Below are 17,217 nucleotides of genomic sequence, written 5' to 3'. Positions count from 1 at the left end.
TCGATTTACAGCTCACTACCATTAGCCAAATGGCCACCATCCACACGAATGGTTTCTCCTGTCACATAGGAGGCTTCATCAGATGCCAGAAAAAGAAATACATTAGCAGCCTCTCGTATGGTTCCCACCCGTTTCATCGGTGTATGTTCCGAACACGCCGGAAGCTTAGAAGCCTCACGCAGCTTGCGGTCAAGGGGTGTATCCACAAATCCCGGTGCTACTGCGTTTACCCGGATTCCATAAGCCGCCAGCTCCACTGCCATAGATTCGGTTAGCAGTATAACAGCAGCCTTAGAAGCATTGTAATGCGCGAGCTCAGAGCTTGCCGCCAGACCATTTTTGGAGCTCATATTAATAATGACGCCTCCGCCACCCTGAGAAATCATTTGCCTTGCCGCAAGCTGACCAATTAAAAAAACAGCCTTTACATTGATATCAAATACTGCATTCCAGTGCTCTGCCGAGATATCGAGAAAGTGTTCACGAAAGGCGATGCCGGCGTTGTTCACAACAATATCTATACCACCAAACCTTTCGAAGGCTCGGGCAATGGATTGTTCCAGCTGTGCCACATCGCGAAGATCACACACCTCCACTGCAGCTTTTTCCCCATATGCCTTTAAGATTTCCAGCGCAGTAAGAAGCTCCTCTTCCCTACGGTCCAACAAGACAACCTGAGCACCCTCTTCCAGAAATCGAAGGGCAATTCCCAGTCCAATTCCTCTTGCTGCACCTGTGACCAGCGCTCTTTTGCCAGCCAGCCTCATGTTTATCACTCCCTCAATTCTTGATCAGAGCACCCCGTATTTATCGTAGACCTGCCGCAAGGTATATCCTTCGAGCAGTTCATCCCGTGTATGATTCTCGCGAGTCACCTTATCCATAGCCAATTGAAACACTTCATCGATGATGGCGCCCGGAATCACGACAATACCATCACGATCACCAAAAATTACATCTCCGGGATGGACCATTACGCCACCGCATAGCACCGGAATATCATAGTCGATAACAATTCCACGCCCTTGAGAATCAACAGGTTTGGTCCCGGTAGCAAAGACAGGAAAACCAAGTTCCAGAATTTTGGCAGTATCACGGATTAGTCCATCTACAATGGCTCCGCGGCCGCCTCTCATTTTGGAAGCCGTAGACAATAACTCACCCCACAGACCGTTCTGCCGCGATTCATTCGTACAACCGATAACAATCTCTCCGGGCTTAACACTGTCTACCGCCTCAATCTCCTTCGTGTAAGGATCATCCGGCAAATGATGAATATCCACAGACAAAATGGTCTTTGCTCTTCCGGCGACGATCCATTTAGGATCTATCGGGTTAATATTTTCACGCATCACCTGATTACGATAGCCCAATTGATCCAACGTATCAGAGATGACCGCAGCGTAGAGCTTCTCACACATACTGTCGAACAATTTCTGATCCTTCATAGCGGTACCACCCTCATCAAAGTTTTCTGCTTACAGTTTCTCATTTATTTAAGTGGATCGGTTGGCCTGCATGAACAGATTGATAAGCGGAAAGTGCGACCTCTGTAGATCGGAGCCCATCTAATCCCGAGATCGGCACCTCCACCCCATCTCGAAGCGCCTCTACAAAAGCCTTGAGCATCAGTTCATTCATGTCATCCCCCCAGAAGGACCAGCTCCCTTTACCAGATGCTCTTCCGTATACATTGTTTTTTTGGTTGAAAGCATCAATGGAAATGACACCTTTTGTGCCGATGATTTCTAAGGTTACATCTCCCCATGTCGGGAAGCCAGGATTGCGTGACCAGCTCGGATCAAGTACTCCGAACACACCGTTCTCAAAAGTTACATGCACCATTCCAGCATCATCGATGGTCCGCTTGCGCTCTGGATCAAACAAAGTATCCGCATAAGCATACACCTGTTCTACAGAAGAACCAGAGAACCAGTTCATCAGATCCATCACATGTACGGTGTGATCAAACACAGCACCGCCCCCCGATAGGGCTTCCTCAGAGAACCATTTGGGTCCCGGAAAAGAACCCCGATTCGTTCCTTTAAAAGCAATGATTTCACCAATATCACCACGATCTAGCGCTTCTTTAGCCCGCACAACCGGGGTCAGGTAGCGGCAAGGAAAGGCTGTCATAAGCTGTACTCCCTCTTCAGAGCAGACTGAAATCATCCGTTGCATTTCTTCCACAGACAGACCTAGAGGCTTCTCGCATAGTACATGTTTGCCCGCTTGGGCCGAAGCGATGGTTAGCTCCGCATGATAGACATTTTCCGAGCAAATAATTACGGCATCTATCTTCGCATCAGCCAGAAGTTCCTTGTAGTCAGAATAATAGGGAATCGAATGACGTTCTGCGAGCGCCTGTGTGCGCTCCGGCACCTCATCAGCAATTCCACCGACCGTCACTTCAGACATGGACAATAAACTTGTCAAATAGTCAAAAGCATGGGCATGCGCGAAACTGATCATACCAATATTCAAACGGCTCATGAAATATTCCCCTTCACTTCAAGCTTCACGGGTTGATGGGTCATCGCCGATTGCTGAGCAGCTTCAGCCCAGCGTACAGCTTCCAGAGCATCCTGAGCCGTTACTATCGGCTTTCCCCCACTTGTCAGGCAGCCTAGAAAATGTTCCAGTTCCTCATAATATGGATCCTTCAGCAGCACACTCGAAGGCGTCTCCACAAATCCCGATGTAGTGCCCGTCGTAATTAACTTGCGAATATGCAGACTTTCACCATCACCGGTCCCGCCTGAGATGATGCCTTCCGCATCCGCATATTCAAAAGAGGAATGGAACGAACCGGGATAACCCCAAAATGCTTCAAGCTGGGCAATGGTTCCATTCTTAAAACGGAAAGTGGCTGAGGCATAATTTATATCTTCCGACTGGTGCTGGAACGCATATACTTCACGCGCTTCACCAAAGGTTCCACGGATGTAATCAATATCATGAATCATTAAATCCATAATGACACCCCCACTAAGGAGAGGGTCTCGAAACCATGCTTGCACGTTTCCGGGATGCGAACCCGCCCGTTTAGCATGGTATATTCCGCCTTGCTCACTGCCGAGCTGTTGTATCCCCTCCGCAAGCTGTCTGTAAGAAGGAAAGAATCGGACAACATGGCCCACAAATAAACGCACTCCACGCTCGTTGCAATAGCGAATCGCTTCTTCCGCTTCCTGCGAAGTGAGTGCGAGCGGCTTCTCACAGATTACATGCGCGCCATGGTCAGCTGCAATTCGTACCAGTGATACATGTAAATAGGTCGGCACAGCAATACTAACCACCTCTGGCTTCACTTGCTCCAGCATCTCTTGTACGGATGTAAAATAGCTGACGCCTACTAAATTCCCTAGCACCTCAGCGATTTTTTCAACGATGTCACAAACAGCGACAAGCTCAGCTTCGGGCATGGACTTGTAACGATCCGCATGAACCGTTCCCATGCCACCACATCCGATTACGGCTGTCCTAATCAATACACTACACTCCCCTCAGATTGAGCTTTCCTTTACAGAAGAACATCAGCACCGCTTACCCGACTTTCGTTGGCCGCTTCAAGGAAACGAATCAACTCCAGTGTTAGAGAAGGTCGTACCGGTGGAGATTCCCCTCGCGTCATAGCTATAAATTTCTTCAGTAATTGCTGATGTCCTGTGTTGTAATTTGCTCCGAGTGCGTTAATTCCGATACTGCTCCGTTCTCGGTGCAATACGATATAGAAATCAGAGCCACCTGTACGGTTTCCGCGGATCGTCCCCATTCGCCCGTCCTTCCACTGGCCAACTACCCATTCTTGCGCATCGTTACTGACGGCACGAACGGAATGACAGCCTTCTCCAAGTGCTGCATATAACATCTCGGCAGTGTGAATGCCATACCAGAACAACCCTGGTTGTGTCGGCTGGAAATCTAACGGTCCTGTGCAATCCGCTCCAAGGATAGCACCTGCACTTTCATCCTCTAAGAGGGATGCTAGCGGTCCACCGAAACGTAGCATAGAGCTGGAGAAAAATGGCGTTCCATACCTCTCCGCTAACTCCACAATCACCCTCGCATCTTCAGTAGTAACCGCTAACGGCTTGTCAATGAATACCGGCTTACCGTAAGGAGCCAGTACCGCAAATTGTTCCTTGTGCAATCTCCCATCTACAGAAGTCAATAGAATCGCATGGGATCTCTCCGCAACTTCTTCTATAGAATCGAGCAGTTCAACGCCATAACGCTCCTGCAATTCACTGCTAATCGGTCTCACACGTGAATAGCTTAGCTCGAAATCAGGAGAACCCCCCGGATAACCGTAGTGTAGTCTGCCACCCGGAATATACAATGGATTGGATTCATCATTAAGCAGCACCGCGAAAATCCTGCTATGTGAAGTGTCCATTCCTACCATACCGATCTGCAGCTCTTCCATTTCAACAACACCTCTTATTCGGTTGACAGACCCATGGAGTGATCCACTTATTTAGAAATTAAACGTTCTTCTCTAAAACGCTCAAGCAATGCCATGTAATCTTTCCCTACTTGCTCTATACTGTAAGTGGTTCTGGCCTTCTGTTCTCCCAATGACTTCAAGCTTTCCCTCAGGCTGTTCTGCTCCAGCAGTGCGCTTAATCTGTCCACACACTCCGCTTCATTGCCTGATTCGTATAGGGAGGCACTTAACGGACCTTCCAATAATTCCGGCAACGCCCCTACCCTCGGAACCACTACCGGACATCTGCAAGCCATCGCCTCCAGTACAGTCATCCCAAAAGACTCATTGATTGTCGTACTTACATATAACCCGCCACTTTGTGCAACCGATGAATAATAGCTGTGCATCTCTTCGTAATTCACTTTGGGAATCCACTTAAAATGTTTAATCCCCATCAGTTCTACCTTTACCATTAGCTGTTTCTTGATCTCTTCGGCAGCAGTATATCCCCCAACCAGCATAAATTGCAGCTCTGGCATTCTGGCATTCAGCCTGCCAGCAATGTTCAAATAGGACGACCAATTCTTGTGATCATCCAGCTTACCTACCCACAAAATCTTCGCAGGCTCCTGCTCCATCTCCGCTTCATATCGGAACAAATCGATGTCCAGGCAATTATTAATATGATAAGCGCCCGCTATGCCGATATTGTCCAAATAATCCTTCATGTAAGCAGAGGGAGTGATCACATAGTGAAAAGGCAGACTATCTTTTGTTGCGGCCAACTTCTGCAGGGGTTCGGAATAGGTGGTATGTACCTCATGAATAATCACCTTTCCCTCTTGTACAGGCCCAAGCGCTTCATACAGTTCGTAAGTATCAATCGTTATTATGACATCGAAATCATAAGCTTCAATGTAGCTCTTAATTTCTTCAACCGTCCCCAGAATTCGGACAAGCTCATATCCTTCAAAAGCGCTCGCCCCGCCGTAATCCTCAAGAAAGGCAAAATGCACTTCCGAGTGATGCCGCAAAAATTTAAGTCGATTCGCAAGTTGAGTAGTTACCCCACCCAGAATACAGAATTTATAAAAATATAAGATTCTCATCATCCCTCACCCTTCGCCAAGGCTCGTGCAGACCTTACTAGCGCATCCGGTACAATTCTGTAGTTCTTGCAAAATATAGACCGCCCTTATGGTCCATCGTCAGCAGCCGCGCATCGTCATTAAGCTCCTCAAGTTCCTCACTCAGCACATCGAACTTAAATAAGTGATTCATCGACACACCGTAAAGCATGCCTTCCTTATAAAGCAGTTCATTACCACTACGCCAAAAATGAGTCACTGCCTTCCAGTTCATCGGAAACAATGTGTAAGTCTTTACAGTTTGCTTCTGTTGTGGATCGAAACGAAATAACAGCCCTGCGGTCAACCCCCATAGATGCCCTACATCATCTAAAACCAAAGCAGAAATAGCCCTTTCCCCTTGCACTGGTACACCTTCCCATACTTTACAGCGCTTCTCTATATCCCAAATCATTAGAGATGCATCCGCTCGCTGTGGAGCAATCCCGAGCCCACCCCACACAGACCCTCCAGCGAACAACAGCTCATCGCTACTTGCCAAGGACACTACACTTTGCTGCGGCAAAAGGTTTTTGAACACCTCACGCGCACCACTTACAGGATGGTACAGCGTCAGAGCTCCTCCATGCCGGCCATAAGAAGGAACCGTACCAATGACCAGCTCTTCACCTGCCCAAGCCCAAGCAAAAGGCCGGTCTTGCTCCTCTTCCTGTAGGGAAAACAGTAGTTCTGGATTCTCACCCGGCTTCCAAACTTTGTTCGGATCGTACTTAAAAATATTCGCTCGCGGATAAACGCCTAGATATAGACAACCCCTTCCAGCGAGCATCCCTTCCGTCTGACCTATCCCCCGATAAGAAGTGATCTCATCGGCTATCAGATCGAATCTGGCCAGCCCACCTGCGAAATATCCTCCGAGATAGAGAGCATCATCAGGTCCGTAGGTCATGGACTGCAAATGGACCGATTGACCCTGCAGCTCGAAGTCCATAACCATATGTCGATCAGTCGCCGGATCGTAAATCCAGCAACTCCCATCCCTATGCACACCAGTTAAACAGCGCGCTTTCAGATTTAGAGGATGGTTATTCAGCCAGCCATAATCTCCTGCTGGCTCCTGCATGACTAATGAGGTAACGAATAAACTTCCAGTCTGGATATCATATCGCTGCAAATAGTCATCTTTAATGAAATACACATTTCCCAGCTCATCCGGCGGCGAAACACTAAGTCCACTCACATGATCCAAAGTGTCGCCCCACTCCTGCAGTTCCAGATCATAAATGTACAACCGTGCAGAAGGTGTAATTCGAACAAAAAGCTTGTCATGAATGATATTCAAGTCATAAACTAACTGCTCACCTTGACATTCATCTGGCAACCCAATTTCCGAGCGTCCTCCCGTATCCGTATCCAGTACAACAATATGCGGGGTTTGTGTACCAACTCCCACATAGAGCTTACCGTTCCACGCTTCCATAGAACGTGCATACTGTTCTCCAGCTACCATAGCACCGTAATCCCTAAACACTCCTGTCGCTGGGTCATACTGGAACACTTTCCCTCCAGGATAACATCCCCCATAGATCCTACCTTGCTGATCTGTTGCCAACCGCCACGTATAGAATTCACCGGAAATCATCTCACCCAGGTTCTCCACACCAGCCTCATGGGTGTATCTATACAAGATGCCGCTTCCTCCGATATACACTCCACTTACCGTTAAGACTACACCCCAGCAATGATCTGAGCCTTCCAGCGCATATCGTTCCGCAGCCTGTTCACCACTGGGATCCAGTACAAATAAGATACATGGACTTCCGGAAGAAACAGCGTAAATCCGGTCTGCTCCTTGCCATGTTCCATAAGCCGAAGCCCAAACCGCCAGACCGTTTAGTGGCTCACCGATCCGCAGCGCCTTCATCTGCTCCCGCCTTCTTTCGTCAGCTGCTCCTTAACCTTCGCTTCACATCCAGAGACTGCTGCAGGATAAGCTAAGACCGCTCCCAACAGATCCACGGGGTCCTCTGCATAACGCCGAAAGGCTTCTTCACAACGCTCGACCGGGAATATCGCGCTAATCAACGGCTTCACCTGAATATCCCCTTCAGAGATTAAGCGAATATATTCAGCCATATTACGCCCTTCTGTCCACCGCACGTAGCCGTAAGGATAGTCAATCCCCCTCCGCTCATAGATCGGATCATATCGTCCGGGACCTCCGGCTCTAGAAATCAGCACTTGGGCTTCCTTTCCGAACATCAGATCACGGGAGAAATCCGGCTTAACATCTCCAACTAACAGTACCTTGCCGCGATCCCGTACCCATTCTAACGATTGATCAATAAGGTCTCCGGTTTTACCGCCGGCGCATACAATGACTGCATCTGCTCCCATGCCCTCCGTCAGGTTAGCAAGATGTTCCTTAACCTTCTCTGGACTGGTAGCGATATGTCTAATTCCAAGGCGCTCAGCCATCTCACAGCGCTCTACAAGCAAATCATAGACGATCACACGGCATCCTGCCGCCTTAGCAATCTGAGCAATCAACTGCCCAAGAATTCCGGCACCGATCAACACAAGCGTCTCCCCAAACTGCGGAGCTACCTGCCTTACCGCATGTACTGCAATGGCTCCAAGCCCTACTGTCGATGCTTCCTCCGAACTAACATGGTCAGGAATGGACACCATCAGATGCTGAGGCATTAGCAGCCATTCTGCATGCTTTGCATAAGGTCCGCCGTAACAGGCTACCCGAAGACCCTCAGGCCAGTGCTCCATTCCTTTTCCACGCGTTCGGATTACACCCGCTGCACTGTATCCAAGCACAATTTGTTGCGTACGGTGCAGACCATTCATCATCATTTCCGTTCCGGGGCTAATCGCCGAATATTCAGTCTGGACTAGAACAAATCCATCTTCAATGACTGGTGTCAGAACATCCGACATGCGAATCTGTCCTTCCTGAGATATTACTGCCTTCATATGTCTTCTCCTCCCGACTGCTTCAGAAACGTTTCTGTCATAAAATATCTTCTCTAGGGCTGTTACTCCTTCAGCGCACCGATCATTACACCTTTTACAAAATATTTTTGCAAAAATGGATAGATCATCAAAATCGGCACGGTAGCAATGATAATCGTAGCGAATTTAATAGATTCACTGATCCGAAACACCTCATCTTGTGTAACGCCGGCCAGCATATTTTGCGCAGAGGATTGAATCAGAATTTCCCTCAAAATCAATTGAAGCGGGAACAAATTCCGGTCCTGTAAATAAATCATGGCCGAGAACCAGCTATTCCAGTGGCCTACCGCATAGAAGAGGGTCATAACCGCCAGAACCGGCATGGAGAGCGGAAGCACGATCCGCAGCAGAATTCTGAAATCATGGGCGCCGTCTATTTTGGCAGACTCTATCAAACTATCAGGGATAGATTGAAAGAACGTCCGCATTACGATCAAATTAAAGGCACTAACCGCACCAGGCAACAGCAGCGCCCACCGTGTATCATACAAGCCAAGCTCACGGACATTCAGATACGCCGGAATTAGACCCCCACTGAAAAACATCGTGAACACGATGAAAGCCATAATGATATTTCTCCCCTCCAGATTCTTTCTGGACAGAGGATAAGCACCAAGTGTAGTTAGCACCAGATTAATCAACGTACCGACAATGACATAAAAGAAGGTATTTCCGTAAGCCGTCCATACCCGCGTGTCCTCAAATACCAGCTTGTAAGCATCCAGATTAAAGCCAATTGGAAAGAAGCTTACCTTCCCCGCAGCAATTGCATGTGCATCGCTGAATGAGGAGACCAGCACGTACCACATCGGGTACAAGAACAGGAAAGAACACAAGATTAGAAACAGCACATTGCAGCTGTCGAAAATGATTTCGCCTATACTGCGTTTCACAACCATTGTCTACCCTCCTAAAAGTTTTGTTAGCAATACTACTTTGAATCTGTTTCGACAAAACTCGCATCGAAAGCATTTTTTTACCATAAGCTGCTATCCGTTGTTTTTCGGCTGATGCGGTTCGCTATAACGAGCAATGTGAAGTTAATTATGGAATTAAATAATCCTACTGCCGCAGAAAAACTGTAATTCGCCTCCATCACCCCTCGTCTATAGACAAATGTTGAAATCACATCCGCAGTGACGTACGTTCCAGGATTGTAAAGCAATATAATTTTGTCCCAGCCCACATTCAGCAGGGTACCCACATTCAGAATCAAGAGAATTAACACTGTAGGCAGAATCCCGGGCAGCGTTATATTCGTTAACTGTTTCCATCGCCCTGCTCCATCGACAACTGCCGCCTCGTACAAGCTCGGATTGATGCCGGATAACGCTGCTAAGTAGATAATTGAATTCCAACCTAGGCTCTGCCACATGCCAGAACCCACATAGATTGTTCGAAACCATTCCGGCAGAATCAGGAACTGAATGGGCTCCGAAATTAGGCCGATGCTAAGCAGCAGGCTGTTAATAATGCCTCCTGGCTTAGTAAAATCAATAATCATCCCGCAAATGACGATCAGCGAAATAAAATGAGGTAAATAAGACACGGTCTGCAGAAAGGACTTTAGCTTCTTGAGCCGCAACTCATTGAGCAAGAGAGCAAAAGCAAGTGAAGCAGGAAAAATGAAGATCAGAGAGTAGAAACTCATTAAGAAGGTATTTTTAAGCAGTCTGAAAAAATAATAGCTTTCGAAAAACTTCTCAAAATTCTTAAAGCCCACCCAAGGACTATCCGTGATCCCCAAGTAAGGGTTGAAATTCTTAAAGGCAATGATCGCCCCATACATCGGCTTATATTCAAAAATCAGAAAATACAAAACCGTAGGAAGGAGCATTAGATACAGATAGCGATTGGAGGCTATCCGTTTCCAGGGAATCGGACTTCTCTTGACCGGAAGCTTCCTGCTTTCAACTTTAGCGACTTTTACAGGTATAGCCATATCGTTCTCCTCTCCCGGACACTGGCGTTAGTTATAGCGGTCATAAGGCGAGCGGTCACCAAGCAATCTAAAAGCCGCTCACCTATGACAACCTTGTCACTAGCTGAATCATTTCCCTTTAAATCGCTCGTATGCAACCTGATACTCTTTTAGCACATCATTAATGCCCATCTTCTCAAGCTGCTTCATTACTTTGTCATAGTCTTCAATCTTTTGACGCCCCATGATCATGGCATTGATGGTTTCCGCTACATAAGTCTGAATATCGGCCATCAACGGAACAACTACATCATTTTCCTCTGTTGTGAATTGGACTGGAGGCAGCTTGCTATCGAAATCAATATAGTCACTGTATAGCTCAAGTGGATTCTCCGTCTGCCCGTTAGCTTCTCGGATTTGTTCAGCATATCTGGTATCCGCTACTGTAGCCCAGCTTCCGCCCCCAATCGTATGATTCAAGAGTTCTTGCGTATTCGTGAGACCATTGGTCGGGTGAGTGACTTCTTTCTTATAAATAGGTTCACCGTTTACCAGATCATAGGACTTGCCTTCAACCCCAAAGTTGTTCAGCAGAATACCTTCCTCTGAGTATTGATAATCCAGCCATTTCATCACTTCCTCAGGATGCTCAGTCCGCGAGGAGACCGCCAAACCATGAGCTGCTGCCTGCCAGCGGAAGGAGACATGACGTTGATCACCGTTTGGCCCTTTAGGTGGAATTGCCGGTGCAATTTTGAATGTTGGATGTTTACCCTCCATTAGAGTAGTAAAGTTCCCCATGTAGGAGCCAGACCAACCAAACCATGCCCCTGCCACATCGGTGGTCACCTTCTCAGTCAGAGTCTGGAATGTGGTATCTACCAGATAGTTCGGGTCGAGCAATTGTTCGTCGTAAAGACGGTGCAGATAGGATACGACATCCTTGAATCTTGGATCGTTCGGTCCATATTTTACTTGGCCATTATCCACGAAGAATCCGTAGTCAACACCAAAGGCTGGAGCGAATAACATCATGATATTTTCCAAGTTCACTGTGACTAGTGGAATTTCATCCTTCTTACCATTTCCGTTAGCATCCTGCTCCCTAAATGCCTTGAGCATGTTATACCAATCTTCTGTAGTTTCCGGCATAGATAGACCTAACTTCTCTATCCAATCTTTCCGCACTTGCGGGAACATTTGAGTGAGATCCTGTGAATCAAGAACGAGATTAGGCAGGTAAAAAATGTGGCCTTCAGGCGAAGTGATTTGTCCCCGGATATCCGGGTTGTCGTCGAGGATTTTCTTGAAGTTTGGCGCATTTTTCTCAATTAAATCTTCCAGAGGAAGCAACGCTCCTTGCGTACCATATTTCCCGGAATCCGAACCCCATAGATCATTGTAAATAATGTCTGGCAGCTTACCAGATGACATCAATAAGCTGAAGGCTTCCGCACTAGCTTCTGTACTATGTTGAAAGTCGATATGAATGTTAGTGTTCTTTTCCATTTGCTGAAAGGATAATTTCTCATTAAAATTAGTTCCTCTGAAATTGCCGCCGCTTGGTGACCAAAGTGACAGATCAAGCTTATCTGAAACAATAGGAAGCTGAAGACCACCCACTGATTTACCTTCCTGAGCGGGGGCTTCCGTAGCTTTCTGAACCTCCTCAGTAGGATCTGCAGTATTGCCCGCATTTGTATTCGAGCCACCGCAAGCAGATACGAGTGTAACTAGTGACAATAGGACAGGCAGCAGAACTAATTTCCTTTTAGCAACATTCATAATTCAACCCCCTATTAATAACTAAAAAATAAGATAATCATTATGATATATTCACTAACATCAACTAGAAGGAATCAACGATACATTAATAAATTTTTAAATGAGTATTTTTTCTGTAAATCACCTTTTTAAGAGGAAACCCTCCTTCCTCCAGCCTATTTTCTACTAAAATTAGACGAAAACATCTGTTCTGACTTCTTTTTGATTTATATATCAGCGTATCAGACTTTCAATCCCTCTAAATCTGATATATATCTGATGTATTTTATTATATTTTCCAGCCTATACGATGTCAATATAATAATAAGAAATATCTCTAATATGTGTAATCTTATATAACATGTACCTGTCGTAAAATGTTGAAACCTCTCAAATTTAATAGAAAACGCTTACAAAAATACTCGTATTTAGATACTTTAAATAAACCAACTTTGACTTAAAAAGATTAAGTATTACATCCAGCTTTACATTCTTTTATTGAAAAAAATGCGCAATAACGGCCGAACAGCACCATTATCACGCTTTTCATTTATTTTCACAGACAACATCAATCGTAGAAAAAGACTTTTAAACCTTCCGATCCCTATCATCTTGTTCCGAAATTAAGACACTCAGCTCCTCTTGTAGCGTAGCCTCATCTATCATCTTTGACCAATAAGCGTTCAGCAATTTACGAAAGCTTTTTAGAACGGCTATGGGAAGTCCTAAATCTTTAAGGTAGGAGAAGGTTGGAAATAGCTCTCTGTACATCAGATATCTCGAAGGTCGATTCAAATGATCCGCCGTGCTCATCTCAGCGATCCGCTTTCGAGCTGGAATACTTACGGTGCGTTCCCGTATAATTTTTTGTGCTTCTACGGAAGCAAGAAAGTTAACGAATTGACGAGCCGCTTCCTTTTGTCTCGAATTTCCGACCACAGCCGCTCCGATTGTGACCAGTAATGTCTTCTGTGGATCTTTTGTTTTCAGCCTAGGTAATGGAGCAAGATCATAATCCAGCGTTAAGGCCTTGAATTCATTTAAATTAAAAAATGTCGTCAGAATCATAGAAACTTGTTCTTGGACAAACAAAGAAATCGTCTCATCTTCATGATTGCCAGCAAGATATTTAGGGAAAATCTGATGGTTGTTCACAAGCCGACTATACACACTGAGACTATTTGCCGTCTCTGGACTAAGTGTACGGCGCTCGGTCCCGTCTGCCACGGTTTGAATCCCGCTCTGGAGCAGGAATACAGAATAACGGTTCTCGGAAGCAGGCACAAAATAAATGGCATGACGTCCACGTTTCTCTGCCAACTGACGAGCCGCCTCAATCAAGTCATCCCAGGTCCAATAGCTATCTGGCTCTGGCAGATCTGCTTCCCGAAAATGAGCCTTATTGTAGCACAGCACCACAGGGGAGAAGGAAATTGGATAGGCATACAACTGATTTTCATGATAAAATGCTTCCGTCGCAATTGGATATAATTCAGGATCAGGGTCAAGCGATTCCAAGAGCTCAGCCGAGCCATTTTCGGCCAGTTCCTGAAATTGCGTGCTATTCAGGGATACGGCATCAAGCATCCCATTATTGATCATCTCTACCGCAGAATTCACATGGTCAAAATCATTCAGCGCCAGTGGAAGAATATGAATACCGGGATGCAGTCGATGAAATTCACCAATTAGATCATCCAGCAGAAAGTCCTTGGACAGCGAGGCACTGCAGCCAAAATGAATACGGATTCTCTCCTGCACGGATTCCATAACCTTGCTTCCGACACGGTCGATTTTGACGATAAGGCCTTCTTGGACTAACACATCCAGCCCTCTTCTGACCGATTTATTACTTAACTCAAATTGCTTGGCTAGCATACTCTCTGCTGGCAGATAAGCGCCAGGCTGTAGAACTCCACTTAGGATATCCGTACGAAGCTTACCCACCATATGATCCAGTCGCTCTCGGAAGGAATGGCGACCTGATTTATTATTCATGTACAATTCTCCCCGAAAATTTCAAGTTTACATCATCTCCCTCTTATTTTGCGTCAACTCCGATTTGAAGTCAAATGAAAATTCCGAATTTTCCCATAATTTAAGTTAAGTAAATAGCCCCCCACTTCAGCCGAGAGATGCCATGGGTGAAGGGCAGGGAGTTCGTGTGCGCCTTCCCTTTAATTCAATAATTAGAAAAGCCACCTGATTAGAGGTGGCAAACTTCCAAATTATCTATGCTTAAGAGATTTCGCTATGCTAATTGTGTAATAACGAGATGTGCTGAAACAGATCTTGTTCCTCCAGCGAGAGGAGTAATAGTAAGTGCAGTGGAATTACCAGCAGGATTCCGAACTGTCAGTATGGAGTTAATGACTGTTGTTTGCACTATAGCCATTTCTACGATTTCTGATGTACCTGTCGCACGCCCAACTACCGTATAGGCCAGATCTGCGCCATTAAGAGTCAAGATGAGTTGGCCTGCTTCGGTTACACTAACCTGAAATAATACCTGATAAGTCCCTATTGCTGCTAAGTTAAAAGAACTAGGCCCCGTTCGTGCAATCGTTGTCCCGCTGGTAGGGCCATCTTGAGGAAAACTCACGTCTGTGCCCGGTGCTACAGTTGCTGCATTATCAGGAGGCATCAGGGCAAAAAAATCAGCAAAACCTAATACCCCTCCTACTGCTCCAGTTGCTCCTGCGACTCCTGTCGCACCGGTTGCTCCCGCGACCCCGGTTGCTCCTACTGCTCCGGCCGCTCCTGTCGATCCGGTTGCACCTACAAAACCTTGTGGTCCTATTGCTCCAGCAGGACCAGGTAAACCTTGCGGCCCCTGAGGACCTACGAGTCCTTGTGTACCCGGTACTCCTTGCTCCCCTTGAGGACCAACTGGTCCCGCTACACCTTGTGGACCCATTGCTCCCGCTGGCCCAGGTTGACCTTGAGGTCCTTGGGGTCCCGGGGGCCCACCGGCGGGACCTTGAGGTCCTTCTACTCCTTGGAGTCCTCGTGCTCCTTGGGGTCCCGGTACTCCTTGAGTCCCTTGTACTCCTTGGATTCCTTGTGCTCCTTGAGGTCCTGTAGCACCAACGACTGTTGGAGTGGTAACGTTCACTTCAGGCGGAGGACATGTGACTTGTACAATTTTCTTAATAACTTTTCGACGATGTTCTTTTCTTTTTCTTTTCGAAGGATATACAGTGGCGATTTTTTTCTTATGACATTTTTTATCGTCTGGACAACTCAATACGTACACCTCCCTATTAAGATAGTTCAGTGTACGCATCTTATTAATTTTAGTCATGGACCAATAACTAGTTTTAACTAGACTGGAATCTATATCCAGAAAAAAGGCTATAATTATAGGGTGTCGCCCTTGAGCATACTACAATGTCCACACCAATTTGGATTGCTTTTCGTATTTTATTACTAGGACAACTGACACTTCCCTATTTGACCCATATCTATGATTGGGTCTTTTTTTATTTTTACAAATCATCCCTCAAACTCAGTTTATATCGCTTAGTTCGCTTTCTGATTTTATAAAAAAAACAGCCCCCAAATCCTGGGGGCTTCAAATCACCAATTATATTTTATCAATAGGCTTACGAATCGCTTCGCCAACCTTCACAAGAATATCAGACATCGAAGTCTCATCATTCACGTCATAATCATCAATGTTCAAACGAAGCACTGGACAAGCTGTAAACTCGTTGATCCATTTCGAATATCTGCCATGCATATGCTCCCAGTAGGAAACATCCGTTTGAATCTCCATCTCACGGCCACGTTCATTAATTCGCGTCAGAATGGAAGGCAGACTGCCTTCAATATAAATCAGTACATCAGGATGCGGGAAGTACGGCGTCATAACCATAGCTTCATACAGGCTGGTGTAGGTTTCATAGTCCGTCTTGGACATCGTACCTTGATCCGCATGCATTTTCGCAAAAATACCGGTATCCTCATAGATGGAACGGTCCTGAACAAAACCACCGCCGAGTTCGAACATCTTCTTCTGCTCTTTGAAACGTTCAGCAAGAAAATAGATTTGCAAGTGAAAGCTCCATCTCTCAAAATCATGATAGAACTTTTCGAGATAAGGATTGTGATCGACCTGCTCTAGCGAGGTTTGAAAATTAAGTCTTTTGGCCAAGGCGCCTGTTAAAGTGGATTTCCCCACCCCGACAGTTCCAGCCACGGTAATAATGGAATTTTCCGGGATATGATATGAATTCATTTGATTAGCTCCTTTATATAAGAGACAATTTCAGTGAAGTGTTCCGGATTCTCCACGAAATCGACTGCATTTCCATCAATGGTAATAATTACGGTCGAAGGCTCCTGAATGGCTAGAGAGGCCATCGCGTCATCATAATCTTTAATTAATTGCTCCAAATACGCAGTATCCATTCCCTCTTCAAAGGGCCGCCCACGTTTTTCAATTCTGCTTAATAATGTATCTAAATTGGCTTTAATATAGAGAATAATATTTGGCTTTGGCAGGTCATCCGTAAGCACATGATAAATTTGCCGATACTTTTCACGTTTCGTTCCATTCAGCGTTCGTTCTCCAAAGATGAGGTTCTTATAAATATGGTAATCGGAAATGACCGGGATCCCTTTATCTATGTATTGTGTAACGGTATCTTCAAGCTGTTTATACCGGTTACAGAGAAAAAACATCTCCAGTTGAAAGCTCCAATCGTCCATGTTCTCATAAAATTTAGCCAGAAACGGATTCTCATCGACAATCTCTTTGATGATCGGTAAATTTAATTCTTCTGCTAGCATAGAAGCTAATGTTGTTTTTCCAGCCCCGATTGGGCCTTCCACTGCAATAAACGGTGCTTGTTTCATTGACGCTGACTTCCTCCTCAGATACAAACCTTTCAATAGCTAAATCAAGAATAAACGCCTTCGGCGTCCTTATAAGGACGGTAAGTGTTTAAGCGTGAAATATAAGGATAAAGTATAGCGTGAAA

Annotated in this window: 15 protein-coding genes; all 15 read right to left on the bottom strand. The window is 45.9% G+C overall.

The window, feature by feature from the left end:
* Nucleotides 1-5: 5 nt before the first annotated feature.
* The gene (locus ACN6KS_RS09925) at nt 6-767 is read right to left on the bottom strand and encodes an SDR family NAD(P)-dependent oxidoreductase (RefSeq protein WP_440961921.1); all 762 of its coding nucleotides are present in this window, start codon (nt 765-767) and stop codon (nt 6-8) included.
* 24 nt (nt 768-791) lie between these two features.
* Complete coding sequence (locus tag ACN6KS_RS09920; RefSeq protein WP_218832794.1) at nt 792-1,448, bottom strand: RraA family protein; 657 nt, start codon at nt 1,446-1,448, stop codon at nt 792-794.
* Nucleotides 1,449-1,488: 40 nt separating this feature from the next.
* The gene (locus ACN6KS_RS09915) at nt 1,489-2,493 is read right to left on the bottom strand and encodes a Gfo/Idh/MocA family protein (RefSeq protein WP_440961920.1); all 1,005 of its coding nucleotides are present in this window, start codon (nt 2,491-2,493) and stop codon (nt 1,489-1,491) included.
* Nucleotides 2,490-3,491, bottom strand: a complete 1,002-nt coding sequence (locus ACN6KS_RS09910) for a Gfo/Idh/MocA family protein (protein ID WP_440961919.1) — start codon at nt 3,489-3,491, stop codon at nt 2,490-2,492. Before ACN6KS_RS09910 ends, ACN6KS_RS09915 begins: the two co-directional genes overlap by 4 nt.
* Before the next feature lie 32 nt (nt 3,492-3,523).
* Nucleotides 3,524-4,429: a Gfo/Idh/MocA family protein gene (locus ACN6KS_RS09905; protein WP_094873390.1), complete on the bottom strand. Its 906-nt coding sequence runs from the start codon at nt 4,427-4,429 to the stop codon at nt 3,524-3,526.
* 47 nt (nt 4,430-4,476) lie between these two features.
* Complete coding sequence (locus ACN6KS_RS09900) at nt 4,477-5,544, bottom strand: glycosyltransferase family 4 protein (RefSeq protein WP_094873392.1); 1,068 nt, start codon at nt 5,542-5,544, stop codon at nt 4,477-4,479.
* Between the two features lie 34 nt (nt 5,545-5,578).
* Nucleotides 5,579-7,444, bottom strand: a complete 1,866-nt coding sequence (locus ACN6KS_RS09895; RefSeq protein WP_094873393.1) for a hypothetical protein — start codon at nt 7,442-7,444, stop codon at nt 5,579-5,581.
* The gene (locus tag ACN6KS_RS09890) at nt 7,441-8,505 is read right to left on the bottom strand and encodes a zinc-dependent alcohol dehydrogenase (protein ID WP_440961918.1); all 1,065 of its coding nucleotides are present in this window, start codon (nt 8,503-8,505) and stop codon (nt 7,441-7,443) included. The genes ACN6KS_RS09895 and ACN6KS_RS09890 overlap by 4 nt, the downstream gene beginning before the upstream one ends.
* Nucleotides 8,506-8,567: 62 nt before the next feature.
* Nucleotides 8,568-9,446 (bottom strand): carbohydrate ABC transporter permease, encoded by an 879-nt coding sequence (locus tag ACN6KS_RS09885; RefSeq protein ID WP_094873395.1) that lies wholly within the window; start codon nt 9,444-9,446, stop codon nt 8,568-8,570.
* 77 nt (nt 9,447-9,523) lie between these two features.
* Nucleotides 9,524-10,489 carry an ABC transporter permease gene (locus tag ACN6KS_RS09880; RefSeq protein ID WP_094873396.1) on the bottom strand — a complete coding sequence of 322 codons (966 nt, stop codon included), beginning with the start codon at nt 10,487-10,489 and terminating at the stop codon, nt 9,524-9,526.
* Nucleotides 10,490-10,597: 108 nt separating this feature from the next.
* Nucleotides 10,598-12,253 (bottom strand): extracellular solute-binding protein, encoded by a 1,656-nt coding sequence (locus ACN6KS_RS09875; RefSeq protein WP_440961917.1) that lies wholly within the window; start codon nt 12,251-12,253, stop codon nt 10,598-10,600.
* Between the two features lie 567 nt (nt 12,254-12,820).
* A complete protein-coding gene (locus ACN6KS_RS09870) occupies nt 12,821-14,230 on the bottom strand; it encodes an extracellular solute-binding protein (protein WP_094873400.1) in 1,410 nt (469 codons plus the stop codon).
* A 253-nt stretch (nt 14,231-14,483) separates the two neighbouring features.
* Nucleotides 14,484-15,488 (bottom strand): collagen-like protein, encoded by a 1,005-nt coding sequence (locus ACN6KS_RS09865; protein ID WP_440962385.1) that lies wholly within the window; start codon nt 15,486-15,488, stop codon nt 14,484-14,486.
* A gap of 330 nt (nt 15,489-15,818) precedes the next feature.
* Nucleotides 15,819-16,472 carry a deoxynucleoside kinase gene (locus ACN6KS_RS09860; RefSeq protein ID WP_094870901.1) on the bottom strand — a complete coding sequence of 218 codons (654 nt, stop codon included), beginning with the start codon at nt 16,470-16,472 and terminating at the stop codon, nt 15,819-15,821.
* Complete coding sequence (locus tag ACN6KS_RS09855; RefSeq protein WP_094870903.1) at nt 16,469-17,092, bottom strand: deoxynucleoside kinase; 624 nt, start codon at nt 17,090-17,092, stop codon at nt 16,469-16,471. Before ACN6KS_RS09855 ends, ACN6KS_RS09860 begins: the two co-directional genes overlap by 4 nt.
* Between the last annotated feature and the right edge of the window lie 125 nt (nt 17,093-17,217).

The sequence above is a fragment of the Paenibacillus nitricinens genome, assembly GCF_052056485.1.
Lineage (GTDB): Bacteria > Bacillota > Bacilli > Paenibacillales > Paenibacillaceae > Paenibacillus_AQ > Paenibacillus_AQ nitricinens.
Note: the sequence above shows the minus strand (reverse complement) of the source record. Positions and strands in the feature narration are given on the sequence as shown.